We start from the raw sequence: 25,696 nt of genomic DNA on the forward strand, positions 1-25,696 counted from the left end.
TATCCGTGTCGCAAGACGAAGCATCCGACGCCGCATACGACTACGACGTCATCGTCATCGGATCGGGCTTCGGCGGCTCGGTCTCGGCCCTGCGCCTGACCGAGAAGGGGTACCGGGTCGGCGTCCTGGAGGCAGGGCGCCGGTTCACCCGCGAGAGCCTGCCGAAGAACAGCTGGGACCTGCGGAACTACCTGTGGGCCCCGGCCCTCGGGCTCTACGGGATCCAGCGGATCCACCTGCTCGGCAACGTCATGGTGCTCGCGGGCGCCGGCGTGGGCGGTGGCTCGCTCAACTACGCCAACACCCTGTACGTGCCGCCCACCGCCTTCTTCGAGGACCGGCAGTGGGCCTCCATCACCGACTGGCGCGCCGAACTCGCCCCGTACTACGACCAGGCCCAGCGGATGCTCGGCGTGCGCCTCAACCCGACCATGACCCCCTCCGACGTCCACCTCAAGGCGGCCGCCGAGAAGATGGGCGTGGCGGACTCCTTCCACATGGCCCCGGTCGGCGTCTTCTTCGGCGACGGCGACGACGCCGAGGGCCACGCGAAGGTCCGGCCCGGCGAGGAGGCCCCCGACCCGTACTTCGGCGGCGCCGGCCCCGCCCGCAAGGCCTGCACCGAATGCGGCGAGTGCATGACCGGCTGCCGGCACGGAGCCAAGAACACCCTGAACGAGAACTACCTGCACCTCGCCGAGCGCGCCGGCGCCGTCATCCACCCCATGACGACCGTCACCGCCCTCGCCGACCACCCCGAGGGCGGCTACCGCGTCCGCACCGTCCCCACCGACGGCCGCCGCCGGGGCAGGGCCAAGGTGCTGCGCGCCCGCCACGTGGTCGTCGCGGCGGGCACGTACGGCACGCAGACCCTGCTGCACACGATGAAGGACCGCGGGGAGCTCCCGCGCCTGTCCGACCGGCTCGGGGAACTGACCCGGACCAACTCGGAGGGCCTGGTCGGCGCGCAGACCGACGACCGCCGCTACCGCAAACGGCACGGTGCGGGCGCCGGCAAGGAGCAGCGCGCCGACTTCACCCGGGGCGTGGCGATCACCTCCTCCGTGCACCCCAACGCCGACACCCACATCGAGCCGGTCCGCTACGGCAAGGGCTCCAACGCCATGGGGTTCATGACCGTCCTCCAGGTCCCCCACAGCCGGCACCGGGTCCGCGCCTGGCTGGCCAGGACCGCGAAGCACCCGCTCCAGCTGGCCCGCTCGCTGTCGAACCGGCGCTGGTCGGAGCGGACCATCATCGGCCTGGTCATGCAGTCGCTGGACAACTCCCTGACCACGTACCGCAAGCCCGGCGGGATCGGGAAGGGCCTGCTCACCGCCCGCCAGGGCCACGGCGCCCCCAACCCGGTGCAGATCGCGGAGGCCACCCGGGCCGCGACCCTGCTGGCCGAGGAGATCAACGGCTTCCCGGGCAGCAACATCGGCGAGCTGATGGGGACCCCGCTGACCGCGCACTTCCTCGGCGGCTGCCCGATCGGGGCGTCGGCGCAGGAGGGCGTGGTGGACCCGTACCACCGGCTCTACGGGCACCCGGGCATCTCGGTGGTCGACGGCTCGGCGGTCTCCGCGAACCTCGGGGTCAATCCGTCGCTGACGATCACGGCACAAGCGGAGCGCGCGATGTCGTACTGGCCGAACAAGGGCGAGCAGGATCCGCGGCCCGAGCAAGGGGCGGCGTACGTACGCCTGGAGGCGGTGGAACCGGCCCGTCCGGCGGTCCCGAAGGAAGCCTTCGGCGCCCTGCGCTTGCCTTTTCTGGCGGTCCCCGAGATTCCGCCGCGCCGGTCATGACAGCGGCGGGTACCGCGCTCCCCCTCCGAGCGCGGTACCCGCCGCGGTACATAGGTGACAGATGTTCAGCCTTGATGGTTGTACCGGAATCCGCCCGGCCGGGCTGTGGCGTCGATCACACGGTGAAGTGTGCAACTGCTACTGATCTTCGGCAGTCAACGGCTGCATGAGAAAGCGCATCTCCCTGCTGGCTGCCGGTGGCCTCGTGGCCGTCGCGCTGGCCACCACCCCCGCACACGCAGCGGACCCCGAATTCCGGCTGGCCGGCCCGGCCGAGACCGGCCTGCGCCCCCACCCCGGCGCCGACAGCGCGCCGCAGAAGACCTCGGTCGGGTTCCGGATCTTCAACGACACCGCCAAGACGTTCGACCGCCAGAGCACCTTCACGATCGACCTGACGCCCCTCAAGGGCGTCGCCGACGTCACGCTCGCCGAGAACCAGAGCTCGGACTGCACGCTCACCGCCACCGCCGTGACCTGCAAGCGCTGGGCGCTGTGGACGGGCGACTCCACCCTCGTGGACCTGCGGCTCAGCGCGGCCAAGGACAGCAAGGTCGGCGCGACCGCGGACCTGACCGTGACCGGCAAGGCCGAGGGCGCCGCCATCAAGGCCGCCACCACCAAGGTGCGGGTCGGCGGCCCCGACCTGGTGATGGAGCCCGCCGCGCTCAAGGCGGAGCAGAAGCCGGGCGACAAGCAGGCCCTGCCGATCGTCTTCGCCAACCAGGGCACGGAGTCCGTCCAGGGCGTGGTGCTCGAAGTGCGCACCACGCACGGCATCGGCCTGGTGGAGCAGTACGGCAACTGCTCCTACTCCGAGGACACGGGCGAGGGCCGGCCGTTGAACACGGGCTGGACCACGGTGCAGTGCCTGCTCGAAGGCGAGTACGAGGCGGGCAAGATCTACGGGGTGGACGGCCCGCTGACCCTCAAGGCCGCCCCGCACGCCTTCGCCGACGTGCTCACCTACGCGGTGTACGCGAACGGCGAGCAGCCGAAGGCCGAGAAGCTCCGCAAGCCCTCCGCCGGCAAGCAGCTGACCGCGAAGGCGCGGGCGCCCAAGGCCTCCGCGCAGGCGGCGGACCTCACCCCCTGGAACAACCTCCAGGAGTTCGACTTCGCGACGAAGAACACCGCCGACCTCGTGGCCGCGCCCGTGTCCCTCAAGGGCAAGGCCGGCGAGACGGTGCGGGCCGAGTTCGGCTTCCGCAACAACGGCCCGGCGTGGGTGGCCCACCTGCGTTCCCATGAGGACGTCGCCCGCACGGACATCGTCATCCCGGCCGGTGCGAAGGTCACCAAGGTGCCGGCCGGCTGCCAGGGGGTCAACGCCGACGGCACCCAGCGGGAGCAGACCCTGGGCGCGCCGCGCTACTTCTGCTCCACCGGACACGTCGTGGGGGAGAGGGAGACCTTCGCCTACCCGTTCGAGCTGAAGATCGAGACGGTCGTCGAGGACGCCAAGGGCTCCGTCTCGGTCGGCCAGTGGACGCCCGGCGGCACCCAGCCCCAGCGGTGGGACCCGAACCACGCCAACAACAAGGCGGCCCTCGTGATCAACGCGAAGGGCGGCGGCAGCACGCCGAGCCCGACGCCCACGGCCTCGGCCACCCCGAGCGCCTCGGCCACCCCGACGGCGACCGCCTCGCCGACCCCGGGCAGCAGCACCGGCACGACGGCGAACGGCGGCCTGGCCGCCACCGGCGCCCCGGCCGGGGCGATCGCCTTCGGCGGCGCGGCGCTGGTGGCCGCCGGCGGCGCCCTGGTCCTGGCGTTCCGCCGCAAGGCCGCCGGGCGCGCGTAGCGCCGTACGCGGGAAGACGAAGAACGGCCGGCCCGGGGCGTCCCCAGGGCCGGCCGTCCTCCAAGGGGTGACCGGGCTGCTGTCCCCTGCCGTCCGGTCACGCGAAGGAGCGAGGTCCCACGACGCGCGCTCCACGGGGCGCACGTCTCATCGCTCCAGCGGAGCCACGCGTGGTGATGCGGTCCCGCGGCTGGCTGCCGCGGACATCCTCACCAACGAAGGGCCGCGGGGGCGGTCACGGTCCGGACGGGTGACGAACAGCCGTCACACGCGGCCCCGGCACAGCTCCAGCACGGTCATGGCGAGGGCGGTGCCGGGCTTCCCGAGGGCGTCGCTCCAATGGGAGAGCACCTCCATCTCGCGGGACAGGTGCACGCGGCGCCCGCCCGATGAGATCCGGGCGTCCTGGATGACCGTGGAGACGGCCATCCGCTCCTGGATCAGGCCGATGATCCGGTCGTCGATGGCGTCGATGCGCATCCGGGAGTCGGCGATCAGCTGCTCGGGGGTGGTGGTGATCGTGGTCATGGTCATCTCTCCTGTCGGGTGGGGCCCGCAGGTCCGGGGAAACGCAGAGCGCCCCGGTCCTGTCGGACCGGGGCGCTCTGGGAAGTCAGCGGCTCAAGCGAGCATCACGAGGACCCATGGCGACCGGACCGGCCGGTGCCATAGGTAAAGAGGAAGCTCAGCTGCTTGCGCATGGACAGGATTATGACCTTCCGTCGCCCTCCCGGCCAAGCCGATTCGGATGGTGAGACGAAGAGGGGTGCGGCTCCCCCGTTAGAATCGACAAAACAGCCACCTCTTCCGCCGGAAGGCCGCCCCGTGCCAGAAGCACCCTCCGCCGCCCACGACAGCGCCCCGGACACGGTTCTCGTCGTCGACTTCGGCGCCCAGTACGCCCAGCTCATCGCCCGCCGCGTCCGCGAGGCACGGGTCTACAGCGAGATCGTGCCGAGCTCGATGCCCGTCGACGAGATGCTGGCCAAAAACCCCAAGGCGATCATCCTCTCCGGCGGTCCGTCCTCCGTGTACGAGGAAGGTGCCCCCCAGCTCGACCGCGCGATCTTCGAGGCCGGCGTCCCCGTCTTCGGCATGTGCTACGGCTTCCAGCTGATGGCGGTCACCCTCGGCGGCCGGGTCGACAACACCGGTGCCCGCGAGTACGGCCGCACCCCGCTGGCCGTCTCCAAGGCCGGCTCCACCCTCTTCGAGGGCACCCCCGAGAACCAGTCGGTGTGGATGTCCCACGGCGACGCCTGCTCCGCCGCCCCCGAGGGCTTCACCGTCACCGCGTCGACGAACGTCGTCCCGGTCGCGGCCTTCGAGAACGACGAGAAGAAGCTGTACGGCGTGCAGTACCACCCCGAGGTGATGCACTCCACGCACGGCCAGCAGATCCTGGAGCACTTCCTCTACCGCGGCGCGGGCCTCGCCCCCACCTGGACCACCGGCAACATCGTCGAGGAGCAGATCGCGGCGATCCGCGAGCAGGTCGGCGACAAGCGCGCCATCTGCGGCCTGTCCGGCGGCGTGGACTCCGCCGTCGCCGCGGCCCTCGTCCAGAAGGCCATCGGCTCGCAGCTCACCTGCGTCTACGTCGACCACGGCCTGATGCGCAAGGGCGAGACCGAGCAGGTCGAGAAGGACTTCGTCGCCGCCACCGGCGTGCAGCTGAAGGTCGTCGACGCGCAGGAACGCTTCCTGACCGCGCTCGCCGGCGTCTCCGACCCGGAGACCAAGCGCAAGATCATCGGCCGCGAGTTCATCCGCGTCTTCGAGCAGGCCCAGCTGGAGATCCTCCAGGAGGAGGGCCCCGCGGTCGCCTTCCTGGTGCAGGGCACCCTGTACCCGGACGTCGTCGAGTCCGGCGGCGGCACCGGCACCGCGAACATCAAGTCCCACCACAACGTGGGCGGGCTCCCCGACGACATCGAGTTCGAGCTCGTCGAGCCGCTGCGCCAGCTGTTCAAGGACGAGGTCCGGATGGTCGGCCAGGAACTCGGCCTGCCGGACGAGATCGTCCAGCGCCAGCCCTTCCCCGGCCCCGGCCTCGGCATCCGCATCGTCGGCGAGGTCACCAAGGAGCGCCTGGACCTGCTGCGCGAGGCCGACGCCATCGCCCGCCACGAGCTCACCGCGGCGGGCCTGGACCGCGAGATCTGGCAGTGCCCGGTCGTCCTGCTCGCGGACGTCCGCAGCGTCGGCGTCCAGGGCGACGGCCGCACCTACGGTCACCCGATCGTGCTGCGCCCCGTCTCGTCCGAGGACGCGATGACCGCGGACTGGACGCGCATGCCGTACGAGGTGCTCGCCCGGATCTCCACCCGCATCACCAACGAGGTGCCCGAGGTGAACCGGGTGGTCCTGGACTGCACGAGCAAGCCCCCGGGCACCATCGAGTGGGAGTAGTCCCCGCCACCGCCTGAGCCGAAGCCGCCGCTCCCTCCGGAGCGGCGGCTTCGTCGTATGTATGGCCACTTCGCGGGGGCGCCGGTACTTTGCGCCGCGACCCGAAGGCGACCGTAGGCGACCGTAAGGAGGGCCCCATGCCGGACCGGCCCGTACCCGTGCCCGTGGAGCGGCTCGGTTTCGAGATGCCGCCCGTGCACGACACCGCCGAGGCGGCGCGCGCCCACCGCAAGGAGCGGCTCGCCGGGGCGCTGCGGCTGCTGGGCCGGCTGGGGTACGAGGACGGGGTGGCCGGGCAGGTCACCGCGCGGGATCCCGAGTTCGAGGACTGCTACTGGGTGAACCCCTTCGGGCGGCCCTTCGCCGGGCTCACCGCCGGCGACCTGCTGCTGGTCGACGGGGACGGGCGGGTGCTCCGCGGGGAGCGCCGGGTCAACGAGCTGGCCTTCGCCGTGCACGCGGCGGTCCACCGGCAGCGCCCCGAGGTGGTGTCCGTGGTGCGCGCGCAGGCCCCGTACGGCCGAGCCCTCGCGGCCCTGGGCGAGCTGCTGGCCCCGATCACCGAGGAGGCCTGCGCCTTCTACGAGGACCACGCGCTGCTGGACGAGTACGCCGGGGCCGGGGAACCCGGCCGGATCGCGCTCGCGCTGGGCCCGTACAAGGCCCTGGTCCTGCGCAACCGGGGGCTGCTGACGGTCGGGGACTCCGTGGACGCCGCCCTCTGGTGGTTCGTCGCGGCGGAGCGGGCGGCGCAGGTGCAGCTGATCGCCCGGGCGGCCGGGAAGCCGGTGCCCATCGACCACCGCGCCGCGGTCGCCACCCGCGAGCGGTTCGGGTCCGACCTGGCCGCCTGGGTGAGCTGTCAGCCGCTGCTCCACGACGGGGACACGCCGGTGGCGTCAACATCATGAACCGTTAATCACCTGCTCTGACATCGTGCGCAATCCGGAGCACTGCCGCAGTGGTGCACAATTCGCTGGCATTGCACCGTAGTTCAGAGAGGCGGCACGTCCGTGGCTGTCCAAGAGATGTCCAGAGGTACCCATACCACGGCCTGCACCTGCGAGGAGTGCGCACGTGAGGGCCACCGCCGCGCCGTCGCCGCCTTCTTGGAGAAGCGCGACGAGTTCGCCTCCGGGCTGGGCGTGCCGGCCGCCGTGGCCCACTCGCTCGGCGCCTCCCGCCAGTGGGTCTCCGACGAACTGACCCTGTCGGCCCGTACCGTCGCCGACCGGGGCCGGGAGGCCGGGAACTCCTGGCTGTACCTGTTCTCGCGGCGGGCCGTCCTCGCCGTGTGGATCGCCGCCGGGGTGCTGCTGCTGGTCCAGGTCGCCGCCGCGCTCGGCACCGGCTGGTCCGCGGCGCGCACCGCCGGGCTGCTGGCGGCCGTGGTGCTGGCCGGGCTGCTCACGGTCGCCGCCCGCGCCCAGTCGGTGCGCGGCGGGCTGCTGGCGCCGCTGGTCGGCGAGGACAACCGGCTGTCCACCTCGAAAGCCGTGCCCAGCGCCTGGGTGGTGCTGACCGCGTTCGCCACGCTGCTGCCCGCGCTGCGGCTGGCCGCCTCGGCGCCGGGGCCCGAGCGGCAGGCGCTGTACGCGGGCCTCGCGCTGGACCGGGCGCTGCCGCTGCTGGCGGTGGTCTCGCTGACCTCGGCGGTGGCGGTGCTCGTACGCCGCGTGGTGTCCGTACGGATCATGGGCCAGCGGCTGCAGAAGCTGCCGGCCGACCGGCCGCGCGGGGTGGACCTGCTGACGGACGACGCGGGCCGCGGGAGCTTCCCGGACGCGCAGTACGTGCTCGTCTCGACGGTGGTGCTGGCCTACGCGGCGGCGTCGCTGGCCCGGTTCCCGGACCGGCTGCCGCAGCTGCCCTGGGCGCTGGCCCTGCTGGTGGCGCTGTCGGCCGCGGTGTACCTGGCGGCGAAGTACGCGGAGGGCACCCGCCCGCTCGTGCTGTCGGTGGTGCGCAGACGGGAGCCCGGGGATCTGGACGCGGCCGTCCGCCCCGGGGACGACATCGAGATCCGGGGCGTGGGCTTCGTGCCGCCCGGGGCGCACACGCCGGAGATGCTGGCCCGGCTGGTGGTGCGGATCGGGGCGGTGCACGTGCACGTACCGCTGGTCCCGGTGCCGGGCGGGTTCACGAACCCCTCCGACGCCGTGCTGACGGTGCCGGTCCCGGCGGAAGTGGAACCCGGGCGCATCGAGATCCAGGTGGTCACTGCCGCAGGAGTGGAATCCAACCGCTGCACCATCGACGTTGCCGAGTGATCGGGGTACACATGTTCCGTGACCCGAACCGATGTTCTTGAAGCCGAAGCCCCTCGTGACGCGGCGGGACTGCGTGAGCTGGCATCCCGGTACGCACTGCTGCCCCTGCGGATCTTCCTGGGCGTGACCTTCGTCTACGCGGGGCTGGACAAACTGACCGACTCCGCGTTCCTCTCCGCCGGCGGTGACGGCTCCATCGGCGACCTGATGCGCGGGGTGCGCGACACCTCCGCGATCCCCGCCCTGGTGGACCTGTCGCTGAACTCACCCGTCGGCTTCGCCGTCGCCTTGGCCATCGGGGAGATCCTGGTGGGACTCGGGACCCTGGCCGGTCTGCTGACCCGTGTCGCGGCCGTCGGCGGAGCGCTGATCGCGCTCAGCCTGTGGCTCACGGTGTCGTGGGCGGTGAGCCCGTACTACTACGGCAACGACCTCGTCTACCTGATGGCCTGGACCCCGCTGATCCTCGCCGGGGCCCCCTACCTGTCGCTGGACTCCGTGATCCGGTCGCGCCGGTCCCGGCGCACGGCGTAGGCCACCATCCCGACCAGGGCGGCCAGCGAGAGACCGCCCAAGGTCATCGGGATGACGAGGAACCACGGCAGATCGGCCTCGCCGGCCGCGTCGAGCAGGTACAGCACGCCCGCCGCGATGAGGACCAGGCCCGCGAGGAGCCGTCCCGGCTGGAACTCATGACGCCGCACGGGCCACCTCCACCTGTCCCACACCCGTGTTCAGGTGCAGCTCGATCGTTCCGCCGGCCTCGGTGCCGACGGCGGGCGCCAGCGTCGCCCGCTGGTGTTCGCCGCCGCTGCGGATCCGGACGTCCCGGCTCGTCTCCCCGGGCATGTGGATGTCGCCCAGACGGACCGAGACGTCGGCCTCGGCCGTCACCTCCCGCGGCAGGATCACCTTGAGCTGCCCCGCGTCGAGGGAGGCGCGGACCGGGACGGTGGCCCCCTTCGGGACGTCCAGGCGGCTCAGGTCCAGGACGGCGAGCCCGGTGCCCGCCTCGTACGAGGGCCGTACGTCGGCCACCGCGGCGGGCCGCCACTCGGTCCGCCGCCAATCGGTGCCGATCTCGGCGGGCAGCGCCGAGGCCACCGCGAGGAGGCCCGCCGTCACGACCGCGAGCAGGACGGTGCCGAAGCCGGTGCGGCCCTTGACCGAGCTGACGGCGAGGCCCAGGCCGAAGACAGCCAGCGCGCCGGCCAGCCCGATCTGCAGGGCGTGGCCGAGAGTGCTGCCCTCCCACACCGAGGCGGTGGAGACGATCCCGGCCAGCAGGGCCAGTACGAACACCCGGCCGCCGATCCCGCCGCGCGGGCGGGGCGCCGCCGGGGCCGCCGCGGGAGCCGCCGCGGCGACCGGGCCCGGTGCGCCGACGACGGCGTCGTCGTCCGGGCCCCACAGGTAGCCGGTCGACCCGACGGGGCCGGTGGTGCCGTCCTTGACCAGCGGGTCCCGCCACCACGACGGGCCGCCGGGCGCCGGCGGGGCCTGGGTCTCGGGAGTCGGGGGGCGGTGGCCGGCCGCGTCCTCCGCCTTCGGCGGGAAGGTGTGCCGGTGCCGCTGCGACCAGTACGCCGCCCCGCCCAGGGCGAGGGCGGCCAGGACCGAGAAGACCGCCAGCCCGCCGTTGTCCAGCATCGACAGGAACAGCGCGCAGCCCACCAGCGCGGCGAACACCGCCGCCAGCGTGGCCCCCTCGACCCGCCCGGTCAGCAGCTTCTTCGCCTCGCTGTCCTCCTCGCCCTCCTGGGGGAGCAGCAGCCACGCGAAGCCGTAGAAGATCAGACCGACGCCGCCGGTGACCGCGAGGACACCGAGGACGATGCGGAAGACCACCGGGTCCAGGTCGAAGTACCGGCCCAGGCCGCCGCACACGCCCGCGAGGACCTTGTCGCGCTTGCTGCGGCGCAGGGGCGGCCGGGCGTCGGCGGCCGGGGGACCCCCGGGCTCGGCCGTCGGTGCTTCGTGTACTTCGGTCATGGGTCCATGGTGACGGGCCGCCGGGGCGCGCGGCACCGGGCCCTACCCTGGCGCAACCCTGATATCCCCCGCACAGAAGTGGGGGGATGCCCTGATGCCGGGCCGTCGCCGCCCGTGTGACCCTTGGTGACATGCCCGTAGCCGCCGCTCCCCGTACCCCGCACGCACCGGAGACCCCGCAAGGATCCGAACCGCCGCAGCGCAAGCTCTACCGCAGCGCGGACGGCCGGATGCTCGGCGGCGTCGCGCGCGGTCTCGCGGGGCACCTCGGGCTGCCCGTGATCTGGGTCCGGCTCGCGTTCCTGGGCCTGTTCATGTGGGGCGACGGGCTGGGCGTGCTGCTGTACGCCGCGTTCTGGGTCTTCGTACCGCTCGGCGTCGGCGGCCGCAGCGGACACCGCTCCTTCTTCGAGACCCTCCCCGACGGCAGCCGCCGCCTGCGCAAACCCGACCGCGGGCAGATCACCGCGCTGATCGCCCTGTCCGTCGGCGCGGGCATCTTCATCTCGAAGGTCCAGGTCGGCGGCGCCTCCGGCCGGTACGTGTGGCCGACGCTGCTGGTCGGGGCCGGTGTGGTCCTCGTATGGCGGCAGGCCGACAACGCCCGCCGCGCCCACTGGACCACGGCCGCCGGACGGCACGGGCGCCTGTTCCAGGTCGCCCGGGCCCTCGCCGGCGTCGCCCTGGTCGGCGTGGGCCTGACCGTCTTCATCGTCGTACGGGGCTCCGCCGCCCAGCTCGGCAACGTCCTCACCGCCACCCTCGCCGTCCTCGTCGGCGTCGCCCTGCTCGCCGGACCCTGGCTGATCCGGATGACCCAGGACCTATCCGAGGAACGCCTGATGCGCATCCGCGCCCAGGAGCGCGCCGAGGTCGCCGCCCACGTGCACGACTCGGTGCTGCACACCCTCACCCTGATCCAGCGCAACGCGGAGGACGTCGGCGAGGTGCGCCGGCTCGCGCGGGCGCAGGAACGGGAGCTGCGGAACTGGCTCTACAAGCCCGAGGGCACCGGCAAGGAGGAGGCGGAGGAGCCCGCCACCCTGGCGGAGGCCGTGAAGAAGACCGCCGCCGAGGTGGAGGACCACCACGGCGTCCCCATCGAGGTCGTCGTCGTCGGCGACTGCCCGCTCGACGAGAGGCTGGCGGCGCAGGTCCAGGCCGCGCGCGAGGCGATGGTCAACGCCGCCAAGTACGGTGGCGAGGGCGGCCCCGTGCAGGTGTACGCGGAGGTGGAGGGACAGACGGTCTTCGTGTCCGTACGGGACCGGGGACCGGGCTTCGACATCGACGCGGTACCGGACGACCGCATGGGCGTACGAGAATCGATCATCGGCCGGATGCAGCGCCACGGCGGGACCGCACGGCTGCGGTCCGCGCCCGACGGCGGCACGGAAGTCGAGCTGGAGATGGAGAGGGCGGCGAACGCAGGATGACCGAGGACAGCGCTGTGACGGAGACCAGGAGGGTCCGGGTGGTCCTCGTCGACGACCACCGGATGTTCCGCACCGGAGTGCAGGCCGAGATCGGCGAGACCGCGCGGACCGGGGTCGAGGTCGTCGGCGAGGCCGCCGACGTCGACCAGGCCGTCACCGTCATCACCGCCACCCGGCCCGAAGTGGTCCTGCTCGACGTGCACCTGCCCGGCGGCGGCGGGGTCGAGGTGCTGCGGCGCTGCGCCCCGCTGATGGCGGCGGCCGAGGCCCCCGTCAGATTTCTGGCGCTGTCGGTGTCCGACGCGGCCGAGGACGTCATCGGGGTGATCCGGGGCGGCGCGCGCGGCTACGTCACCAAGACCATCACCGGCACCGACCTGGTGGACTCGATCTTCCGCGTGCAGGACGGCGACGCGGTGTTCTCGCCGCGGCTGGCGGGCTTCGTGCTCGACGCCTTCGCCTCGACGGACGCTCCGCCCGTGGACGAGGACCTGGACCGGCTGACCCAGCGCGAGCGCGAGGTACTGCGGCTGATCGCGCGCGGGTACGCGTACAAGGAGATCGCCAAGCAGCTCTTCATCTCGGTGAAGACGGTGGAATCGCACGTCTCCGCCGTGCTCCGGAAGCTCCAGCTCTCCAACCGCCACGAGCTGACCCGCTGGGCGACGGCCCGCCGGCTGGTGTGACGTACGGCCCGCGGGCGGGCAGCCCTGCCCGCGGGTGTGGCGTCTGACCTGCGGGTGTGACCCACACCGCAGGTCGGACGGGCAACCGGGGCCGGTCACGCCGCCCTCTACGGTGGCGTGATGAGCTTGACGGGGACACCCTTCTTCGTGACGGTGATCGCGCTGACCGCGATCGCCGTCATCCTGCCGCTGGCCGTGTGGAGCAAGGTGCGCGGCCCCGCCGTCGTACGCACTGCCGTACGTGCGCTGATGGTGGTGTTCGCGCAGGTCACTGCCGTCGCCGTGGTGTTCGTCGCCGTCAACAGGGCCGAGCACTTCTACGCGTCCTGGGGAGACCTCCTCGGCACCGGCAAGTACGTCACCGCTGCCCCCGACCTCGGCCCGGACGGACTCGGCGGGAAGAAGGTCGAAGAGGCCCCGAAGGTCAAACAGCAGTTCCAGCCGGTCGAGGGCCTCGGCGACCGGGTCCGGAAGACCGAGCTCGACGGCAAGATATCCGGGGTCAAGGGCGACGTCATGGTGTGGCTGCCGCCGCAGTACGACGACCCGGCCTACAAGGACAAGAAGTTCCCGGTGGTCGAGCTGATCCCGGGCATACCCGGGACGGGGAAGTCCTGGTTCCAGGGGGTCAAGGCGCACGAGGTGCTGGAGCCGCTGATGAAGAGCGGCAAGGTGCAGCCGTTCATCCTGGTCTCGCCGCGCGCCATGCTGGTCGGCAACGGCGACACCGGCTGCGCGAACATCCCCGGCAAGGTCAACGCGGACAGCTGGTTCAGCGTCGACGTCCGCAAGATGGTCGTCGACAACTTCCGGGCCTCGGAGGAGGCCCGCACCTGGGGCGTGGCCGGCTACTCGGCCGGCGCCTACTGCGCCGCCAAGCTGGCGATCCTGCACCCCGACCGCTACAGCGCGGCCGTCTCCCTGTCCGGCTACAACGACCCGGGGCAGGAGCCCTCCTCGCTGGTCGCCCAGGACCCGCAGCTGCGCACCACGCACAACCTGAAGAACCTGCTCAAGGCCGCGCCCACGCCGCCGGCGGTCTCGCTGTGGATGTCGGGGGCCGAGCAGGACGGCTACCTGTCCGGCATGGACCTGAAGGGCCTCGCGCAGAAGCCGACCGCCGTGCACGCCGAGAAGGTGGTCGGCGGCCACAACCTCGAATCGTGGTCCAAGCAGCTGCCGCAGACCTTCGGCTGGCTGAGCACGGTCGTCAAGGCGCCGTAGCCGGCCGGGCCTCTTCCGGGGCCTCTTACCGGGCCGATGCCGGACCGGCCACCGCCCCCGGCCGGACGGTCCCGCGGGGCCTACGCCGGGCGGGAGGCGCCGGCCCAGGGCATCGAGTCGACCGGTGCCAGGCGGACCGTCGACCCGGGGCGCGGGGCGTGGATCATCTGGCCGTTGCCGATGTAGAGGCCGACATGGGTCACCCCGGAGTAGAAGAACACCAGGTCTCCGGGGGCCAGTTGGTCGCGGGACACGCGGCGGCCGGCGTTGATCTGGGTGTAGGTGGTGCGGGGCAGGGAGACCCCGGCCGAGCGCCAGGCCGCCTGGGTCAGGCCCGAGCAGTCGAAGGACCCCGGGCCCGTCGCTCCCCAGACGTACGGCTTCCCGATCGCCCCGTGCGCGAAGGCCACGGCGCGGGCCGCGCGGGAACCGTCGGAAGGCGGAGGCGGCGGGCTGCTGCTCGTCGGGGCGGCGGACGAGGCGGAGGGCGAGGCGGCGGGCGTCTCGGCCTCGTAGGCGGCGCGCTCCTCGGCGGTGAGCTTGGCCAGCAGGCGCTTGGCGGCGGCGAGCTTGTCCTCGATCACGGCCTTGTGCGCGGCGATCTCGTCCTGCTTGGAGCGGAGGTCGGCGAGCTGCCCGGCGGCCTGGTCCCGGAGTTTGCCGACCTCGTCGAGCCGGCGGCGCACGGTGCTGATCCCGGCGGCGTTGCGGTCCCCGGCGCGGGTGATGAAGGAGGCCTGGGAGAGGTACTCCTGCGGGTCGGCCGCCAGCGCGAGCTGCACGGCGGTGCCCAGGGACCCGCTGCGGTACTGGGAGGCGGCGAGGGTGCCGAGCGCGCTGCGGGCGGTGTTGAGCTGGTCGGTCTTGCGGGCGGTCTCCTCGCGCAGGCCGGTCAGCGCGCGCTCGGCCTCGTCGGCCTTCTCCTTCGCCCCGTTGTACTGCTCGGTCGCCGCCTCGGCCTCCTCGTAGAGCCGGTCCACCTCCGACTTGACCTGGGAGGGGGTGGGCCGGGGGTCGGCCTGGGAGGTGCCTTCGAAGGCGGTGGCGGTGGCAGCGCCCGCGAGGGCGAGGGTGGCGGCGGTCGTCCGTGCCGTGCCGCCGGAGAGCGGGCGCTGCCTGGGCTTTCGATGACTGGCCACGAGGGCCTCACGTCCTTCCCCTGTCACTGACGCTGGGTCTTGGGGGAGGACGCTAAACCTGAAAGTAACGGGCCGATGTCGAGATGATCCGAACTGATCGGATGTGGCGGATCGGTATCCGTCAGTGCCAGAGGACGGCGATAAAGATATTGATCACGGTCAGTCCGCCGACCGCGCCGAACAGCGCCTTGTCGACCGTCTCCTCGTCGCGCTTGACGTAGACGAGGGCGAGGATCACGAAGAGGATCGCGAGCTTCACACCGACCTTGACGTTGTTGACCGGCGTTCCGTCCATCTGGTTGAAGCCGACCAGCAGGACGCCCGTCACGAGCATGGTGAGGGCGCCGTGCAGCATGGCCGGCGTGAAGCGGGCGGTGCCCGCGCTCATCGCCTTCATCTGGGTCAGGAAACCGCCGAGCAGCGAGGCGATTCCGATGATGTGCAGGCCGACGAAGACATTGATGAGTACGTCCATGCGGTCGAGCGTACGGGGCGGTCCGATCAGCCCAGGAACCGGACCAGCTCTTCGGTCACGGCCTCCGGCCGCTCCTCCGGAAGGTAGTGGCCGCTGCCGTCGACGCGGACGATCCGGGTGTCGGTGCCGAGCGCCGGCACCGCGGCGAGCAGCCGCTCGTAGTTGCTGTGTTCGCCGCCGAGCGCGAGCAGCGGGGCGGTCACGGGGGAGTAGCCGGCGAGGTCGTCGATGTCCCGGTGGAAGGCGCGGTACCAGGCGTTGCCGGCGCGGATCGCGTCCGGGGAGTCGTAGGCGCGGGCGTACACGGCGCGGGAGCGGGCGTCGATGGACGCGGGGTCGGTGGTCATGGCCGTGAACAGCCAGTCCAGCAGCAGGTGGTAGCGGCCGGCGAGGAGCTGCTCGGGCAGGTCCTGCACCTGGTTGAAGGCGAACCACCACAGGTGGCGGACGCCGGGCCGGGGCAGCAGGGGCATCTGCGCCCATGCCTCCTCGGGGTGCGAGACGTCCAGGAGGGCGACCCGGCCCGTGGCCTCGGGGTGGTTGGCGGCGAAGGCGTAGGCGACCATCGCGCCGATGTCGTGGCCCGCGATGTGGGCCCGGTCCAGGCCGAGGTGGCCGAGCAGAGCCCGGACGTCGGCGGCCATCGTCTTCTTGTCGTATCCGCCGTCCGGCTTGGCGGAGCCGCCCATGCCGCGCAGGTCCACGGCGATCACCCGGTGGCGGCGGGCCAGGGCGGGCATCACCTTGTGCCACTGCCACCAGGTCTGCGGCCAGCCGCCGAGGAGGACGAGAGGCTCGCCGCTGCCGCCCTGGACGTAGTGCAGGCGGGTGCCGTTGACCTCGGCGTGGTGGCTGGTGAAGCCGCCGTCGAGGGAGGCGGCGAGAGAGGCGTCGTCGAGGGCGGTGGTGCCGGATGCGGAAGCGGGCATGGGGCGTCCTTGTGGAGGAGTGGCGGAGGCGTGACCGGATGACCGTACGAAAATCTCGTACGGTTGATCGGAACTGTACGAGATCTTCGAACTGTCGGGCAAGGTCCGTACGAGATCTGCGTACAGTTGGGGCATGGCTGCCGCTGCTGACCTGACCCACCCCGCCGCCGACCGCATCGAGCTGGTCGACGTCCTGGCCGCGCTCGGGCATCCCGTCCGGCTGGAGATCGTCCGCAAGCTGGCCTCCGGCGAGGAGGCGTTCTGCGGCGAGGTCGTGCCGGACCTGCCCAGGTCGAGCGTCACGCACCACCTCAAGACGCTGCGCGAGAGCGGAGTGATCTGCCAGCGCCCCCACGGCCGCAAGCTCTACCTCGCGCTGCGCCGCGACGATCTGGACGAGTGCTTTCCCGGTCTGCTGGAACTCGTCCTGGCCTGTCGGTCCCGCCCCCTAGACTCGGAATGCGATGAGCAGCCTCTTTGACGACAGTTTCCTGGCGGACCTCTCCCCCTCCGACGAGGTCCCGCCGCCGCCCGAGGATCACGCCGCTCCGGAAGCGGGCGCGGACGATCTCTTCGGGGGGCGCTTCGACGTGCCCATGAGCGGGGACGCGTACTACCGGGACGGCGCCCCCAGGCCCGTCATCGACCCGGCGACGCTCCTTGACGGGCTCAACGAGGAGCAGCGCGCGGCCGTGGTGCACGCGGGCTCCCCGCTGCTCATCGTGGCCGGAGCCGGCTCCGGCAAGACCCGGGTGCTGACCCACCGCATCGGACACCTGCTGTCCGCGCGGAACGTCCACCCCGGCCAGATCCTGGCGATCACCTTCACCAACAAGGCCGCCGGCGAGATGAAGGAGCGCGTCGAGGGCCTGGTCGGTCCGCGCGCGAACGCCATGTGGGTCTCCACCTTCCACAGCGCGTGCGTGCGCATCCTGCGCCGCGAGTCCAAGCGGCTCGGCTTCACCTCCTCGTTCTCGATCTACGACGCGGCCGACTCGAAGCGCCTGATGGCGCTCGTCTGCCGCGACCTCGACCTGGACCCGAAGAAGTTCCCGCCGAAGTCGTTCAACGCCAAGATCTCGAACCTGAAGAACGAGCTGATCGACGAGGAGGCCTTCGCCGACCAGGCCGTCGACGGCTTCGAGAAGACCCTCGCCCAGGCGTACGCGATGTACCAGGGGCGGCTGCGCGAGGCGAACGCGCTCGACTTCGACGACATCATCATGACCACGGTCCACCTGCTCCAGGCGTTCCCGGACGTCGCCGAGCACTACCGGCGCCGCTTCCGCCACGTCCTGGTGGACGAGTACCAGGACACCAACCACGCCCAGTACACGCTGGTGCGCGAGCTGGTCGGCACCGGCTACCCGGACCTGCCCCCGGCCGAGCTGTGCGTGGTGGGTGACGCAGACCAGTCGATCTACGCCTTCCGCGGCGCGACCATCCGCAACATCCTCCAGTTCGAGGAGGACTACAAGGACGCGACGACGATCCTGCTGGAGCAGAACTACCGCTCCACGCAGACGATCCTCTCCGCCGCCAACGCGGTCATCGAGCGCAACGAGAACCGCCGCGCCAAGAACCTGTGGACCGAGGCCGGCACCGGCGCCGTCATCACGGGCTACGTCGCGGACACCGAGCACGACGAGGCGCAGTTCGTCGCCGACGAGATCGACCGGCTGACGGACGCCGGCGACGCCAAGGCGGGCGACGTCGCGATCTTCTACCGGACCAACGCGCAGTCGCGCGTGTTCGAGGAGATCTTCATCCGGGTCGGCCTGCCCTACAAGGTCGTCGGCGGCGTCCGCTTCTACGAGCGCAAGGAGGTCCGCGACGTCCTCGCGTACCTGCGCGTCCTCGCCAACCCGGAGGACAACGTCCCGCTGCGCCGCATCCTGAACGTGCCCAAGCGCGGCATCGGCGAACGCGCCGAGGCGATGATCGACGCCCTCGCGATGCGCGAGAAGATCACCTTCCCGCAGGCGCTGCGGCGCGTGGACGAGGCCTTCGGCATGGCCGCCCGCTCGACGAACGCGGTGAAGCGGTTCAACGTGCTGATGGAGGAGCTCCGCACGATCGTCGACTCGGGCGCGGGCCCGGCGGTGGTCCTGGAGGCGGTCCTGGAGCGGACCGGCTACCTCGCCGAACTGCAGGCGTCGACCGACCCGCAGGACGAGACGCGGATCGAGAACCTGCAGGAGCTGGCGGCGGTGGCGCTGGAGTTCGAACAGGCGCGGGAGGCCGCGGCGGCCGAGGCCGCCGAGACCGGAGCCCCGGCCCCCGGTTCCGGCACCCTGGCCGAGTTCCTGGAGCAGGTCGCGCTCGTCGCCGACTCCGACCAGATCCCCGACGAGGACACCGAGGGCACGGGCGTCATCACGCTGATGACCCTGCACACCGCCAAGGGCCTCGAGTTCCCGGTGGTCTTCCTGACCGGCATGGAGGACGGGGTCTTCCCGCACATGCGCGCGCTGGGCCAGACCAAGGAGCTGGAGGAGGAGCGCCGCCTCGCCTACGTCGGCATCACGCGCGCCCGCGAGCGGCTCTACCTCACCCGGTCGACCATGCGCAGTGCCTGGGGCACGCCCTCGTACAACCCGCCGTCGCGGTTCCTCGAGGAGATCCCGGCCGAGTACCTGCAGTGGAAGCGGACGGGCGCCACCCAGAAGCCGGCGGGACCGATGCGGAGCTCCGGCTACGGGTCCTCCGGTTCGGGGAAGACGTCCTTCGGCACCTCGCCCGAGGCGTTCCTGTCCTCGTCGCGTACGAAGTCGGGCCCGTCCGGGTTCGCGACGCGGCGGGCCGCGGACAAGCCGGTCATCGCCCTGGTGGTCGGGGACCGCGTCACGCACGACCAGTTCGGGCTCGGCACGGTCATGGAGGTCAAGGGCGCGGGCGCGGACGCCCAGGCCACCATCGACTTCGGGGACGACAAGCCCAAGCGGCTGCTGCTGCGCTACGCGCCGGTGCAGAAGCTGTAGCGGCCCGGCGGGGTGGTTGCCCGGCGGGGTGATCGGGCTCGGCCGTCCGGCCGGGCCCCGTCAGCCGGTTACGTCGGGTCCAGTCCGTGCATGCGGAGCCACGCCAGCGGGTCGATCGCGGAACCGCCGCCGGGACGGACCTCGAAGTGGAGGTGCGGGCCGGTGGAGTTGCCGGAGTTGCCGGAGTAGGCGATGACGTCGCCCGCCTTGACCTTGCCGCCGCGGATCTTCGTGGAGCTGAGGTGGCAGTACCAGGTCTCGGTGCCGTCGGGCGCGGTCACTATGGCCATGTTCCCGTAGGCGCTGTTGTACTGCGTGCGCACCGTGCCGTCGGTGGCGGCCATGACCGGGGTTCCGTAGGAGACCGGGAAGTCGATGCCGGTGTGCACGGACATCCACATGCCGCCGGCCTGGCCGAAGTTGGCGCTGAGGCCGTGCTGGTTCACGGGGATGGCGAACTTGGGGCGGGCGGCCTCCTTGGCCGCGGCCTCCTCCGCCTTCTTCTTCTTTTCCTCTTCCTGGCGCTCGCGCAGGTCGATGCGCTCCTGCGTGCGGCTCGCGCGGTCCGCGAAATCGCCCGCGTCGGCGCTGAGCGCGACCAGTTGGGTGTCGAGCTTGGTGTTCGCCGCGACCGGCTTCACCGAGGCCGGGTCGGGCGCGGCCATCGTGGTGGTGTCCTGGGCGGGCTTGTCCGTGTCGGTGAGACCGCCGACGGAGGCGGCCGCCACGCCCGCGACGCCCATCACGCAGGCGGAGGGCACGGCCACGGTCAGCAGGGCGGAACGCTTCGCCGGGGTCCGGCGACGGCTGCTGCCGGCCTTGGCGTTGCCCTTGGTGTTCGTCTTGGCGGCGGTCCGGCGCGCGGAGCGCGGAGCGGCGGTCACGGGCATGGCCTGCGTGGGAAGGTCGTGGACCTCGTGCGCGGCGTGGAGTTCGTGGACCTCGGGCAGCTCGTGGACCTCGGGCTCCAGGGGAGCCTCCGGAGCCTCGTGGCTTCCGTCGGAGAGCACCTCGAAGACGGAGGTCTCGCTGTAGGTGTCGGCGTACGTGTCCGTCCCGGCCTGGATGCCGGCGTCGTAGCCGACGGAAGTCGTCCCGTACGCGTACTGCTGCTGCTCCGGCTGCTCCTGCTGCTGCGGCGCGGGCTGGTACTCGTACTGGTATCCGTACCCGGCCTCGGGCTGGGCCGGGGTCTCGGCGACGGTGTTCCAGGCGGTGGCGTCGTAGGCGCCGGTCTCGGTGCCGGTGGTGCCGTAGCCCGGCATCGCCCAGTGCCCGGTCTGCTCGCCGGAGGCGTCGTAGCCGAAGGAGGCCGGCTGGTACGCGGTGTAGCCGGAGTAATCCGTGCTCTGCGTGTTCCAGGCGCTCGAGTCCCAGGTCCCGGTGGCGTCCTCGGGGGCGGCCTGGGTCGGGATCGTGGACAGATAAGTGTCCTGCGAGGCCCATGCGGTGGTGTCGTACGCGCCGGTCTCGTAGGAGCCGTAGGCAGCGTAGTTGACCCCCTGGCCCTGCGTTTCATAGGAAACGTAGGTCGAGTCACCAGCGAAAGCGGTGGTGGTAAGGCCGTCATACCCGGGATCCGGGTACTGGCCCGACGAGGGGCGGTCGTTCACCAACTTCTCTTTCGCCTCGGCAGTGGGGCCTGGGTGGCCGGGAACTCGTGGTTCACCGGAGGAGAGCAGTGGCGTGACTGTACCCGCCGGTTACTCGCAACGACAATCTTCGCCGGGTCCCCAGATTGCCGGAACCGGGCATTCGGCCGCCTTTCGGTCGCCGAAAGACGCACCCTTGGCCTTGAGTTCGAAATTCGTTCGACTGAAGGTCGCTCAACGGCTAGGCGACGGACGCGGCCTCCGAGCCCGTGACGGCGGACAAACCGGGCCCGTCGAGGGCGCGCCGGACCGCCGCGATCACGGCGGGGTGCGCGGGCAGGGCGAGATGTCCGATGCCGGTGACCTGCACATTTTCCACACATAGATCCGGGTGCTCGATCCGCGCCGTCCCGACCGGAGTCATCAGCGCGTCGAACTCGCTCCAGAACGCAACGCAGCGGGTGGCGCAGCCGGGCGCGGGCGCGGCCAGTTCGGCCAGCACCTCGGAGTCCGGGCGTATCTGCCGCACCAGCGGGTGCGCATCCATGAAGGGCGCGATCCGTGTGCCGGAATGCGGGGTCCCCAGGGTGACGAGGGTCCGCACGCGGGTGTCGCCGCCGAGGCGCTGGACGTAGTACCGGCCGACCAGGCCGCCGAGGCTGTGCCCGACCAGGTCCACCCGGTCCTGCCCGGTGCGCTCGCACAGCTCCTCGACACGCCGGGCGAGATGGCGGGCGGTCACGCGCAGGTCGAGGGTGAAGGGCGAGTAGTTGTACGCCTCCACGTGCCGCAGGCCGCCGGCCCCGAGGGTGCGGCGCAGGAACACGAAGACGGACCGGTTGTCGGTGAACCCGTGGAGGAGGAGGACGGGCGGGCGTGTCGCGGACGCGCCGGCGGTGACCTTTTCCTGGCACACTCCGGTCGGATAGAGGAGGAGGTGCCCGCCGAGCACCACCACCTCGAGCACACCCGCCCGCAGCGCGGCGCCGGACAAGGGCATGGACACAGGTATGTACAGCCCCATCGACGGCCTCCCGTGAGCCTCTTGGGACCCGCGGCTCTTGCGCCACCGTGCCGTGCGGCTGTCGGCGCGGTGGCGCAATGCCGTCCCACGTGTGATTTCCCCCTCGTGATTGACCGCGAAACGGTGGCGTGCGCGATGCTGTACTTAACGTTCGTTCACTCGGGAGGCAGTGCGATGGGTGTGACCGGTCCGATCCGTGTGGTGGTGGCCAAGCCGGGTCTCGACGGCCACGACCGCGGGGCCAAGGTGATCGCACGGGCCCTGCGGGACGCGGGCATGGAGGTCATCTACACCGGCCTCCACCAGACCCCCGAGCAGATCGTGGACACCGCCATCCAGGAGGACGCCGACGCGATCGGCCTCTCGATCCTCTCCGGCGCCCACAACACGCTCTTCGCGCGCGTGCTGGAACTCCTCAAGGAGCGCGAAGCGGAGGACATCAAGGTCTTCGGCGGCGGCATCATCCCGGAGGACGACATCGCCCCGCTCAAGGAGAAGGGCGTGGCCGAGATCTTCACCCCGGGCGCGACGACGACGTCCATCGTGGACTGGGTCCGGGCGAACGTCCGGACCTGACAGCCCGCCGGCGTTTGAGGCATGGGTCTGGGGCGGAGCCCCAGGTCTTTGAGCTGCACCGACCGCCCGGCCCGCCCTCCGGGAGGGATCAGGCGGCCGGCGCCAGCTCCGCAAGCATGGCCGCGCGCAGCCGAAGCGTGGCCACCAGCCGCTGAAAGGCCTCGGCCCAGTACGCGGCGGCGCCGGGAGCCGCGTCCGGCGGCTCCTCCGTGGCTGCGGTCAGGGCCTCCAGCCGGCCGGCCTCCGCAGGATCGAGGCAGCGCTCGGCCAGGCCCATCACTCCGCTGAAGCTCCACGGATAGCTGCCGGCCTCCCGGGCCATGTCCAGCGCGTCCACCACCGCCCGGCCCAGCGCCCCCGCCCACGGCACGACGCACACCCCGAGCAGCTGGAACGCCTCCGACAGCCCGTGGGCCCGGATGAATTCGGCGACCCATTCCGCACGCTCCGCATCCGGCAGGGTCTCCAGGAGCTTGGCCCGCTCCGCGAGCGACGCCGTGCCCGGACCCGCCGCGGGCGAGGCGGACGGCGGGCCGAGCAGGGCCCGCGACCACGCCGCATCGCGCTGCCGCACCGCCGCCCGGCACCACGCCGCGTGCAGTTCCTCGGCCCAGCCCTCGCCCTCGGCCACCGGCAGCATCACGATCTCGGCCGGGCCGAGTCCGCCGAACCGCTCCCGCCAGCACGACAGCGGCGCCGCCTCCACGATCTGGCCGAGCCACCAGGCCCGCTCCCCGCGCCCGGCGGGCGGCCGCTTGACCACCCCGTCGCGGAGCATCCCCGCATCGCACTCGGCCGGCGGGGTCACCCCCTCCGGGCCCACGCAGGCCACGGCGCGCTCGGCCATCCGGCCGGCCAGCGCCGATCGCGGCAGTGCGGAGAGCAGTTCGGCGGCCGTGGCACGGACATTGCGGCTGCGGTCGCCCAGTGCCGCCTCCAGGAAGGGCTCGTCCTCCTCCGACAGCCCCACGCGCAGCGAATCGAGGAACATCAGCCGGTCCTCGGCCCGTTCGGTGGCCCAGGTCGTTGCCAGCAGCCGCGGCGCGGCCGCCGCCTCGTGCGCCCGTACGGCGCCCAGCAGCGCCACGCGCTCCGCGAACAGCCCTTCCTGCCACAGCCGTTCGACCCCGGCCGGGTCGGTCACGTCGGGCAGCTCCCCGGTGCCGCCCGCCCCGCCGCGCAGGGCGAACCGCCAGTCGGGATTCAGCCGGGCCAGCCACAGACCCCGGGTCCCGGCCAGGGCGAGCGCCTGCGGTCGCAGGTCGGTACGGGCCCGGGCCGCGTCCAGCAGCGCCGGTACGAGGGCGGCGGGCGCGCGGTAGCCGTGCCGGCCGGCCGCGGCCAGCCACTGGGGCAGCAGCTCCGTCAGGTCCGGGGCGGCCCCGCGCCGTCCGCTGCCGCTGCCCGCGCCTGTCCGGCCGGCCAGCAGCTGGGCGAGCCGCCGGCGGGCCGCCTCCGGAGGCGCCGGGCGCGGATCCCGGGGTGCGGGCTCCGGATGCGGGCCCGCCGCGGCCGGCCGCAGCCCGGCCCGGCGCCGTACGGTGTGCACGGCCGCCGCGTCCAGCAGCGCCTCCGGCGAGCCGGCCGGGCCCCCGCCCCTGCGCCGGTCGGTGCCCAGCAGCGCGGCGCCGACCAGCTCCTCCCACTCCCCGTACCCCTCGTCACCCATGCTCATCGGGCCCCTCCCTCGCCGCTCGTCCTTCTTCGCGTGCTGCGCTCCGGTCCCGCCCCCTCCACGGGACCGGAGCAGTCGTGCGTCCGTGCCACTGCGCTCAACTGGCGTGGTTGTCGTTCATGCAAGCCCCCCGGCTTCTCGTCGTCACAGCGCCGGCGCCCCCGCGCCGCCGCAAAACCTCGTCGTGCCGCGTGCGGCGCCCCCCGGCGCCCACGCGTTCCCTCCCCGCCGCCCCCGCGTGGCGGCATACGTCCCCCCAGGCCCCCTGCGATGTATGAGGTGTTCCTGCCGCCCTCAGGACAGGGCGACCGGCTCGGGCGAGTCCGGCTGCCAGGCCGTCAGCGGGGTGAAGCCGCGGTGGCCGCACTCGCCGAACACCGTCACCGGCCCCCCTCCCGACAACGCGGCCAGCTGCCAGAGGCCCGAGCGGGAACGGCTGCCGGCCCCCGTCAGGGGCACCGGCAGGGCACAGGTGCCCTCCGCGTCCGCCAGCTGCCAGCCGAGCTCACCCGGTATCGGAACCACCGGGCCGAGCACCACCGGCCAGGACTCCAGCCACGGGTCCTCCCGCAGCGCCGCCCCGTACGCCTCCAGTGCCGCCCCTGCGCTCACCCCGGCCGGAACCGTGGCGCACGGAACGGCCGCCGAGAGCCTCTCCCCGAGGTCCGCCCGCAGCCCCGCCGATCCGGGCCGGAAGCGGACCTCCGCCTCCAGCACCAGCCCGACCGGCAGCGACAAGCCCGGCGGCCGCCCGGGCGGTCCGAAGTCCAGTACCAGGGCGGGCCGTCCGCCCTGCAGTCCGCGCAGCCATATCCGACGGGTGGTGAGCCGGCCGTCCGGTGACACCGAGTCGTACTGGGCCAGCACCAGCCAGCGGTCCCGTACGGCCTCCCCCTCCCCGGAGGCCGGCAGTCCCACCCTGCTGCGCACCGTCGCCGCCAGCTGTTCCGGCAGCCCGGCCACCCCCAGCCAGGCCCGGTCCAGCAGGTGCAGCAGCGCCGCCTCCTCCAGCATCCGGGCGGGCCAGCCCGGGCCGCAACTGGGTATCGTCCCCAACTCCCTTACGCGTCCGGCCAGTCCGGGCGCCTGCGCGTCGACCATCCGGGCGGCGGTCTCCTCCCACCCCGCGTAACCGGCCTGTTCCTGGCCCGCGAGACCGCCGCGCAGCAGATCGGCCAGCCGCTGCTCCAGCTCGGTGACGCCCGCGCCGACGCGGGCCGCCCGCCGCTCGGCCCGCTTCCGCGCCCCCTCCTCGTCCACCGGCCCGCCCGCCCCGGCGGCCGGCCGCGCGGCCTTCGCCGCCCGGTCCGCCAGCCACTGCGCGGCCCAGTCCGGTGCCTCGCCCGGCTCGCAGGCCCCCTCGGCGGACCAGAGCAGCAGCAGTCCCAGCGCGTGCTTGCACGGGAACTTCCGGCTCGGGCAGGAGCACTTGTACGCCGGTCCGGCCAGGTCCACGACCGTCCGGTAGGGCTTGCTGCCGCTGCCCTTGCACAACCCCCATACAGAACCGGAAGCGGAACCTCCGATCTGTGACCACGGACCCGCCCCGCCGAGTCTGCTCCCCGCTTTGCGTGAGGCGTCGTCAGGAGCCAGAGCCAGTACCTGTTCCGCTGTCCAGCGGACCCCCTGCTCAGTCATGTGTCCCACCGTAGAGAACCCCACTGACAATC

Annotated in this window: 22 protein-coding genes; 12 read left to right on the top strand and 10 right to left on the bottom strand. The window is 72.4% G+C overall.

Features of this window, described 5'->3' with window-relative positions:
* Positions 1-5: 5 nt before the first annotated feature.
* A complete protein-coding gene (locus OG472_RS27030) occupies positions 6-1,811 on the top strand; it encodes a GMC oxidoreductase (RefSeq protein ID WP_405831638.1) in 1,806 nt (601 codons plus the stop codon).
* Positions 1,812-1,977: 166 nt separating this feature from the next.
* The gene (locus tag OG472_RS27035; RefSeq protein WP_405942147.1) at positions 1,978-3,615 is read left to right on the top strand and encodes a peptidase; all 1,638 of its coding nucleotides are present in this window, start codon (positions 1,978-1,980) and stop codon (positions 3,613-3,615) included.
* 264 nt (positions 3,616-3,879) lie between these two features.
* Here OG472_RS27035 and OG472_RS27040 read toward each other — a convergent pair whose 3' ends face one another.
* Entirely contained in the window at positions 3,880-4,143 is a 264-nt protein-coding gene (locus OG472_RS27040) for a chorismate mutase (protein ID WP_319726447.1), read from the bottom strand.
* A 297-nt stretch (positions 4,144-4,440) separates the two neighbouring features.
* Here OG472_RS27040 and guaA point away from each other — a divergent pair, with 297 nt between their 5' ends.
* The 4 genes from guaA (at position 4,441) to OG472_RS27060 (ending at position 8,831) form a co-directional block, all read left to right on the top strand.
* Positions 4,441-6,027 (top strand): glutamine-hydrolyzing GMP synthase, encoded by a 1,587-nt coding sequence (gene guaA / locus OG472_RS27045; RefSeq protein WP_401607293.1) that lies wholly within the window; start codon positions 4,441-4,443, stop codon positions 6,025-6,027.
* A 137-nt stretch (positions 6,028-6,164) separates the two neighbouring features.
* The gene (locus OG472_RS27050) at positions 6,165-6,938 is read left to right on the top strand and encodes a class II aldolase/adducin family protein (protein WP_405831641.1); all 774 of its coding nucleotides are present in this window, start codon (positions 6,165-6,167) and stop codon (positions 6,936-6,938) included.
* A gap of 117 nt (positions 6,939-7,055) precedes the next feature.
* Positions 7,056-8,297 carry a hypothetical protein gene (locus tag OG472_RS27055; protein WP_401607874.1) on the top strand — a complete coding sequence of 414 codons (1,242 nt, stop codon included), beginning with the start codon at positions 7,056-7,058 and terminating at the stop codon, positions 8,295-8,297.
* Between the two features lie 18 nt (positions 8,298-8,315).
* Positions 8,316-8,831, top strand: a complete 516-nt coding sequence (locus tag OG472_RS27060) for a DoxX family membrane protein (protein ID WP_405942148.1) — start codon at positions 8,316-8,318, stop codon at positions 8,829-8,831.
* On the opposite strand, the gene OG472_RS27065 is transcribed toward OG472_RS27060, so the two are convergent.
* Positions 8,777-9,001 (bottom strand): hypothetical protein, encoded by a 225-nt coding sequence (locus tag OG472_RS27065; RefSeq protein ID WP_401607286.1) that lies wholly within the window; start codon positions 8,999-9,001, stop codon positions 8,777-8,779. The two genes, OG472_RS27060 and OG472_RS27065, sit on opposite strands and share 55 nt — an antisense overlap.
* Positions 8,988-10,289 carry a PspC domain-containing protein gene (locus OG472_RS27070; RefSeq protein WP_405831645.1) on the bottom strand — a complete coding sequence of 434 codons (1,302 nt, stop codon included), beginning with the start codon at positions 10,287-10,289 and terminating at the stop codon, positions 8,988-8,990. The genes OG472_RS27065 and OG472_RS27070 overlap by 14 nt, the downstream gene beginning before the upstream one ends.
* 131 nt (positions 10,290-10,420) lie before the next feature.
* Between OG472_RS27070 and OG472_RS27075 the strand changes: the two genes are divergently transcribed.
* The 3 genes from OG472_RS27075 to OG472_RS27085 all read left to right on the top strand — a co-directional run bounded on the left by OG472_RS27075 (position 10,421) and on the right by OG472_RS27085 (position 13,635).
* Positions 10,421-11,725 (top strand): PspC domain-containing protein, encoded by a 1,305-nt coding sequence (locus OG472_RS27075; RefSeq protein ID WP_401607282.1) that lies wholly within the window; start codon positions 10,421-10,423, stop codon positions 11,723-11,725.
* Positions 11,722-12,411, top strand: a complete 690-nt coding sequence (locus tag OG472_RS27080) for a LuxR C-terminal-related transcriptional regulator (protein ID WP_383565237.1) — start codon at positions 11,722-11,724, stop codon at positions 12,409-12,411. Before OG472_RS27075 ends, OG472_RS27080 begins: the two co-directional genes overlap by 4 nt.
* A 120-nt stretch (positions 12,412-12,531) precedes the next feature.
* Positions 12,532-13,635, top strand: a complete 1,104-nt coding sequence (locus OG472_RS27085) for an alpha/beta hydrolase (protein ID WP_401607280.1) — start codon at positions 12,532-12,534, stop codon at positions 13,633-13,635.
* An 80-nt stretch (positions 13,636-13,715) separates the two neighbouring features.
* Here OG472_RS27085 and OG472_RS27090 read toward each other — a convergent pair whose 3' ends face one another.
* From OG472_RS27090 to OG472_RS27100, 3 genes are all read right to left on the bottom strand, one after another.
* Positions 13,716-14,774 carry an NlpC/P60 family protein gene (locus OG472_RS27090; RefSeq protein ID WP_405942149.1) on the bottom strand — a complete coding sequence of 353 codons (1,059 nt, stop codon included), beginning with the start codon at positions 14,772-14,774 and terminating at the stop codon, positions 13,716-13,718.
* A 121-nt stretch (positions 14,775-14,895) separates the two neighbouring features.
* Positions 14,896-15,249, bottom strand: coding sequence for a hypothetical protein (locus OG472_RS27095; protein WP_361760526.1), 354 nt, complete (start codon positions 15,247-15,249; stop codon positions 14,896-14,898).
* Positions 15,250-15,275: 26 nt separating this feature from the next.
* Complete coding sequence (locus tag OG472_RS27100) at positions 15,276-16,178, bottom strand: alpha/beta fold hydrolase (protein WP_405942150.1); 903 nt, start codon at positions 16,176-16,178, stop codon at positions 15,276-15,278.
* Positions 16,179-16,311: 133 nt separating this feature from the next.
* Between OG472_RS27100 and OG472_RS27105 the strand changes: the two genes are divergently transcribed.
* Together OG472_RS27105 and pcrA are read left to right on the top strand one after the other, a co-directional pair.
* The gene (locus OG472_RS27105) at positions 16,312-16,659 is read left to right on the top strand and encodes an ArsR/SmtB family transcription factor (protein ID WP_383565247.1); all 348 of its coding nucleotides are present in this window, start codon (positions 16,312-16,314) and stop codon (positions 16,657-16,659) included.
* Positions 16,643-19,159: a DNA helicase PcrA gene (gene pcrA, locus OG472_RS27110; protein WP_405942151.1), complete on the top strand. Its 2,517-nt coding sequence runs from the start codon at positions 16,643-16,645 to the stop codon at positions 19,157-19,159. Before OG472_RS27105 ends, pcrA begins: the two co-directional genes overlap by 17 nt.
* Positions 19,160-19,227: 68 nt before the next feature.
* Here the strand turns inward: pcrA and OG472_RS27115 are convergent, their stop codons facing one another.
* Both OG472_RS27115 and OG472_RS27120 read right to left on the bottom strand, forming a co-directional pair.
* Positions 19,228-20,772, bottom strand: a complete 1,545-nt coding sequence (locus OG472_RS27115) for a M23 family metallopeptidase (protein ID WP_405942152.1) — start codon at positions 20,770-20,772, stop codon at positions 19,228-19,230.
* Positions 20,773-20,992: 220 nt separating this feature from the next.
* Positions 20,993-21,751 (bottom strand): esterase/lipase family protein, encoded by a 759-nt coding sequence (locus OG472_RS27120; RefSeq protein WP_405831653.1) that lies wholly within the window; start codon positions 21,749-21,751, stop codon positions 20,993-20,995.
* A 198-nt stretch (positions 21,752-21,949) separates the two neighbouring features.
* Between OG472_RS27120 and OG472_RS27125 the strand changes: the two genes are divergently transcribed.
* A complete protein-coding gene (locus OG472_RS27125) occupies positions 21,950-22,351 on the top strand; it encodes a cobalamin B12-binding domain-containing protein (protein ID WP_401607264.1) in 402 nt (133 codons plus the stop codon).
* Positions 22,352-22,439: 88 nt separating this feature from the next.
* On the opposite strand, the gene OG472_RS27130 is transcribed toward OG472_RS27125, so the two are convergent.
* Positions 22,440-24,026, bottom strand: a complete 1,587-nt coding sequence (locus OG472_RS27130) for a DUF5691 domain-containing protein (protein WP_405942153.1) — start codon at positions 24,024-24,026, stop codon at positions 22,440-22,442.
* Between the two features lie 294 nt (positions 24,027-24,320).
* Positions 24,321-25,664, bottom strand: coding sequence for an SWIM zinc finger family protein (locus OG472_RS27135; protein ID WP_405942154.1), 1,344 nt, complete (start codon positions 25,662-25,664; stop codon positions 24,321-24,323).
* Positions 25,665-25,696: the final 32 nt, after the last annotated feature.

Origin of the sequence: Streptomyces sp. NBC_00207 (genome assembly GCF_045160965.1) — a bacterium.
Taxonomy (GTDB): Bacteria; Actinomycetota; Actinomycetes; order Streptomycetales; family Streptomycetaceae; genus Streptomyces.